At 69.2% G+C, this 1,193-nt stretch carries 1 protein-coding gene; it reads left to right on the top strand.

Annotated elements, in window-relative coordinates; genetic code table 11:
* The first annotated feature begins 378 nt into the window (after positions 1 to 378).
* On the top strand, positions 379 to 939 hold the full coding sequence (locus MED01_RS29015) for a hypothetical protein (RefSeq protein ID WP_238671672.1): 561 nt from the start codon (positions 379 to 381) through the stop codon (positions 937 to 939).
* Positions 940 to 1,193: the final 254 nt, after the last annotated feature.

Genomic DNA, 1,193 nt, shown 5'->3' with positions numbered 1-1,193 from the left:
AGCACTCACCCATCCGGTCGTTTCAATACCCACGAACGCCCGACGGGCACCGCCTCGATGAGGGTGCCGGCAGGTGGGCCATTCGGGAATGGTCCCGGCCCCCGGGTCGTTGCAGTCCCCACGAACGACCACCTTGCACCGCCTCGATGAGGGTGCCGACGGTGGGCCAACCCGGAATGACCCCGGCCCCCCGGTCGTTACACAGGGTCCCGGCGCCACGAGCCCCCCGCTCGGCAGGTCGCCGACCCGACGCCCTGATGGGCGTCACCCCCCAAAGACTTTTCCCCTTTGTTTGTGCAGCGCCGGACGAGGTGCTCACACCCTGCCGCCGTCCCCCTTGGTGGTCGGGGTGTCCTACCCCCGAAGGAGCTACCCCTCATGAACACGATCTTCCGTAAGAGCGTGCTGTCTGTTGCTGGTCTCGCGTTCGCCGGTGGTGTCTTCGCCGGTCCGATCGCCGCCCACGCCAACCCGGTGGACGCCAAGCCGGTCGCCGTGGCCGTGCAGTCGGCGGCGCCGAAGCCGCAGGGCGACCAGTCCCACATCGCCCTCAACGATGAGCAGACCGCCAACGTCAAGGCGATCATCGCCGCCACGAAGAAGGCCGGTCTGCCCGAGCGGGCCGCGGTGATCTCGATCGCGACGAGCCTGCAGGAGTCGAAGCTGGAGAACCTGGGCCACCTCGGCGACATGAACGACCACGACTCGCTGGGCCTGTTCCAGCAGCGCCCGAGCTCGGGTTGGGGCACGCCGGAGCAGATCACTGACCCTGAGTACTCGACGACGGCGTTCCTCAAGGGTTTGAAGCAGGTCGACGGGTGGCAGGACATGCCCCTGACCGACGCCGCGCAGACCGTGCAGGTGTCGGCGTACCCGGACGCCTACGCCCAGTGGGAGCAGCAGGCCACCGACCTGGTCGGCCAGTACTGGAACAGCTGACCCGCACCACAGCAGGACAAGCAGCAACACCACGCACGACAGCACCACCGCACAACAGCACCACCGCACGACACCGACCGCTGGCCGGCACCCCAACCCGGGGTGCCGGTCAGCGGCATTTCCGTGTCTGTACGGGACGTACATGGTCGCTGGTCGCGGACGCCGCGCCGCCGGCGCGGGGCGGGAGCCGTTGCGTGAGGCGTGCGCTGTGGAGGGTTGCCGTGGCCCCGGGTGTCGGCGTGGGGCGGGTGCCC

It is taken from the genome of Micromonospora alfalfae, from assembly GCF_022230925.1.
Taxonomy (GTDB): Bacteria; Actinomycetota; Actinomycetes; order Mycobacteriales; family Micromonosporaceae; genus Micromonospora; species Micromonospora alfalfae.
The sequence above is the reverse complement of the archived record's forward strand: the minus strand, read 5'-3'. Positions and strand labels throughout refer to the sequence as shown.

What these genes read in the sequence shown, in the direction of transcription:
- MED01_RS29015 (WP_238671672.1), top strand. Translation starts at nt 379, where the DNA reads ATGAACACGATCTTCCGTAAGAGCGTGCTGTCTGTTGCTGGTCTCGCG.